The 4,037-nt window shown below is 64.1% G+C and carries 2 protein-coding genes and 1 pseudogene; all 3 read right to left on the bottom strand.

Features of this window, described 5'->3' with window-relative positions; translation table 11 throughout:
* Nucleotides 1-127 (bottom strand): annotated as a pseudogene (locus tag C3418_RS22960) (transposase); the annotation flags it as partial.
* 33 nt (nt 128-160) lie between these two features.
* Nucleotides 161-3,127 carry a Tn3-like element TnAs1 family transposase gene (locus C3418_RS22955; protein WP_001138014.1) on the bottom strand — a complete coding sequence of 989 codons (2,967 nt, stop codon included), beginning with the start codon at nt 3,125-3,127 and terminating at the stop codon, nt 161-163.
* 3 nt (nt 3,128-3,130) lie between these two features.
* Nucleotides 3,131-3,691 carry a recombinase family protein gene (locus C3418_RS22950; RefSeq protein ID WP_001161490.1) on the bottom strand — a complete coding sequence of 187 codons (561 nt, stop codon included), beginning with the start codon at nt 3,689-3,691 and terminating at the stop codon, nt 3,131-3,133.
* Nucleotides 3,692-4,037 lie beyond the last annotated feature (346 nt).

The raw sequence follows: 4,037 nt of genomic DNA, 5'->3' as shown, positions 1-4,037 counted from the left end.
TCATGTCCATCGCCACCGCTTCAATCTGCTGGCATCGCTCGCCGAGCTGCTCGAAGAAGGGACGGATAGCGGCCCGGCTGTTGCCGTGCCCCACCCACAGGACGCGGGTTCGCTCGGCATCCATGATGGGGAGCCCGCAGAATTCGGAAAAAATCGTACGCTAAGGTTTTCCGGGCATCCGTAAGGGCCGAAACTTCCCGTCTTCCAGTCTGCGGCTCTGCCGCCAGACGTAATCGCCGGTTAGGTTGATGTGCTCCCAGCCCAGCGGCGACAGGAATTGCAGCAGCTCGCCGTCCACCGGCTTGCCGGCCTCGACCAACCCCTGGGTGGCGCGTTCCAGGTACACCGTGTTCCACAGCACGATAGCCGCCGTCACCAGGTTGAGGCCGCTGGCCCGGTAGCGCTGCTGCTCGAAGCTCCGATCCCTGATTTCCCCAAGGCGGTTGAAGAACACCGCCCTGGCCAGCGAGTTGCGCGCCTCACCTTTGTTCAGGCCGGCATGCACGCGGCGGCGCAGTTCAACACTTTGCAGCCAGTCCAGGATGAACAGCGTGCGCTCGATCCGGCCCAGCTCGCGCAGGGCCACGGCCAGTCCGTTCTGGCGCGGGTAGCTGCCGAGCTTGCGCAGCATCAGCGAGGCGGTGACGGTGCCCTGCTTGATCGAGCTGGCCAGGCGCAGGATGTCGTCCCAGTGGGCACGCACGTGCTTGATGTTCAGGGTGCCGCCGATCAGCGGGCGCAACGTCGGGTAGGCTTGCACGCCCTGCGGCACGTACAGCTTGGTTTCGCCGAGGTCGCGGATGCGCGGCGCGAAGCGGAAGCCTAGCAGGTGCATCAGGGCAAAGACGTGATCGGTGAAGCCGGCCGTGTCGGTGTAGTGCTCCTCGATCCGCAGGTCGGACTCGTGGTACAGCAGGCCGTCGAGCACATAGGTGGAATCGCGGACGCCGACATTCACCACGCGGGTGCTGAACGGCGCGTACTGGTCGGAGATATGGGTATAGAACAGCCGTCCCGGCTCGCTACCGTACTTCGGGTTGACGTGCCCGGTGCTCTCGCCCCGGCCACCCGCGCGGAAGCGCTGGCCATCGGAGGATGAGGTCGTGCCGTCGCCCCAGTGGGCGGCAAAGGCGTGGCGATACTGGTGGTTGACCAGCTCGGCCAAGGCCGCCGAATAGGTTTCGTCGCGGATGTGCCAGGCTTGCAGCCAGGACAGCTTGGCGTAGGTCAGGCCGGGGCTCGACTCGGCCATCTTGGTCAGCCCGAGGTTGATCGCATCACCGAGGATTGCGGACAGCAGCAACGTCCTGTCTTTGGCCTCGGCCCCGTCCTTCAAGTGGGTGAAGTGGCGGCTGAAGCCCGTCCAGTCGTCCACGTCCATCAGCAGTTCGGTGATCTTGATGCGCGGCAGTAACTGGCTGGTTTGGTCGATCAGCGCCTGCGCCCGATCCGGCACCGCCGCATCCAGCGGGGTGATTTTCAGCCCTGACTCGGTGAGGATGGCATCGGGCAGCTCGTTGTCCTTGGCCAGGCGGGTGACGGTGGCCAACTGCTCGTCCAGCAGCTGCAAACGCTCTTCCAGGTACTGGTCGCTGTTCGGGTTGATCGCCAGGGGCAGGGCCTGCTCGCGCTTGAGTGCGGCGAACTTCTCGGCCGGCAGCAGGTAGTCGTCGAAGTCGCGGAACTGCCGCGAGCCCTTGACCCAGATGTCGCCGGAGCGCAGGGCGTTCTTCAGCTCGGACAGGGCGCAGATTTCGTAGAATTTCCGGTCGAGGCCTTCCGGGGTGATCACCAGCGGCTTCCAGCGCGGCTTGATGAAGGCCGTGGGTGCATCGGCCGGCACCTTGCGCAGGTTGTCGGCGTTCATCTCACGCAGGGTCTGCACGGCTGCCAGCACGCCTTGCGCGGCCGGCGCGGCGCGCAGTTCCAGCACCTCCAGCAAGGCCGGCGTGTAACGGCGCAGGGTGGCGAAGTTCTCGCCGACCAGGTGCAGGTGGTCGAAGCCTTCCGGCCGGGCCAGCAGCTCGGCCTCGCTGACGCTCTCGGTGAACTCGTCCCAGGGAATCACCGCCTCGATGGCGGCATAGGGGTCGCTGCCGCTTTCCTTCGCTTCCAGCAGCGCCTGGCCGATCCTGGAGTACAGGCGCACCTTGTCGTTGATCGCCTTGCCCTGCTTCTGGAACTGCTGCTGATGCTTGTGCTTCGCGCCGCTGAACAGCTTGACCAGGATGCGGTCATGCAGATCGACCAGCTCATCGATCACGGTCGCGGTGCTCTCCAGCACCACGGCGGCCAGGGTCGCGTAGCGGCGCTGCGGCTCGAACTTACCGAGGTCTTTGGGCGTCATCTGCCCACCCTCGCGGGCCAGCTTGAGCAGGCGGTTCTGGTGGATGTGCCGGCCCAGGCCTTCGGGCAAGTCCACCAACTGAAATGTCTTCAGCCGCTCGATGTGTTCCAGCATGTGCCGAGAGTTGGGTTTCAGCGGTGCCTGGCGCAGCCAGGTCAACCAGGTGATGCTGCTGCCGGCCTTGAGCTTCAACAGCTCGTCCAGCTTGGCCCGATGCGAGTCCGTGAGTGGTTCGACCAGGGCGCGGTAGACCCGCCGATTGGCTCGCGCAATGGCTTCCGAGCAGGCCCGGTCAATCACGCTCAGCGCCGGCAGGATGCGTCGTTTCTGCCGTAGGCTCTCCAGGGCCTGACCGGCCAGCAGCAAGCCTTTGTCGGTCTGCTGGGCCAGCTCGGTTAGCTCGCGCACCAGGGCGCGGAAGTCGGACAGGCCGAACGGGGCCAGTTGCAGGTAGGTGCGCAGTTCCTGGGCATGCTCGCGACGGGTCACGTCGCGCTCGCCGTACTTTGCCCAGCTCGCCGGCTCGGCCTGGACTTGCTTCGCCACCCACAGGATGACCGGCTCGGGCAGCTCGCTGTCGGTTCCCAGCGCGTAACCGGGGTAGCGCAGCAGGCAGAGCTGCACGGCGAAGCCGAGGCGGTTGGCGTCGCCGCGTCGCTGGCGGATCAGCGACAGGTCGGAGTCGTTGAAGGTGTAGTAGCGGATCAGGTCATCCTGGCTTTCCGGCAGCGCAAGCAGGGTGTCCCGCTCCGTGGCCGAGAGGATCAAGCGACGCGGCATGTGTCAGTCGTCCGTGCGGAGGTACTGGTAGAGGGTTTCCCGGCTGATGTTGAACTCGCGGGCAAGCTGCGCCTTGGGCTCGCCGGCCGTCGCTCGCTGCCGCAGGGTAGCAGCCTGCTCATCGGACAGGGCTTTCTTGCGGCCCCGGTACGCGCCACGCTGCTTGGCCAAGGCGATGCCCTCACGCTGCCGCTCGCGGATCAGGGCGCGCTCGAACTCAGCGAAGGCCCCCATCACCGACAGCATCAGGTTGGCCATCGGCGAGTCCTCGCCAGTGAACACCAGGCCCTCCTTCAGGAACTCGATGCGCACGCCGCGCTGAGTCAGCTTCTGTACCAAGCGACGCAGGTCATCGAGGTTGCGGGCCAGCCGATCCATGCTGTGCACCACCACTGTATCGCCTTCGCGGACGAAGCTCAGCAGCGCTTCGAGCTGGGGGCGCTGGGTGTCCTTGCCCGATGCCTTGTCGGTGAACACCTTGCTCACCTGGGTTTGTTCCAGCTGGCGTTCCGGGTTCTGGTCAAAGCTGCTGACCCGGACGTAGCCGATGCGGTGCCCCTGCACGATGTCTCCTTGGTTGAAGGCGGCTTAAGTGCACTTTCTGTTCCGTTGTGCCTCAAAGCCCATTTCTGTCAGGCTGAAATCTATAACCTTCGCGGGCATGTGTCAAAAAATGGGAAAGCAGACTCTATTCTGACGAAGCGGCGCGGCCCTGCCTGACATCAAGTTAGGGTATAGCCTAGATTGACATGCGCGATGCAACCCTTAACTTGCTTGCACCTATCGTTTCCATGCTAGCTTTATCGTAACGCTCAAGAAATTGGGCTTAATGCCGAAAACAATAAAATAAAACAGCCAACCCTTGAGGTTCTTATGCGCCAGAATTTACCAGTGACGGGTCGAAACTTAG

The sequence above is a fragment of the Aeromonas sp. ASNIH8 genome (assembly GCF_002919855.1).
GTDB lineage: Bacteria > Pseudomonadota > Gammaproteobacteria > Enterobacterales > Aeromonadaceae > Aeromonas > Aeromonas caviae.
Note: the sequence above shows the minus strand (reverse complement) of the source record. Positions and strands in the feature narration are given on the sequence as shown.

Excerpts from the sequence above, each read along its gene's own strand:
- C3418_RS22955 (WP_001138014.1), bottom strand. The coding sequence starts at position 3,127 with ATGCCGCGTCGCTTGATCCTCTCGGCCACGGAGCGGGACACCCTGCTT.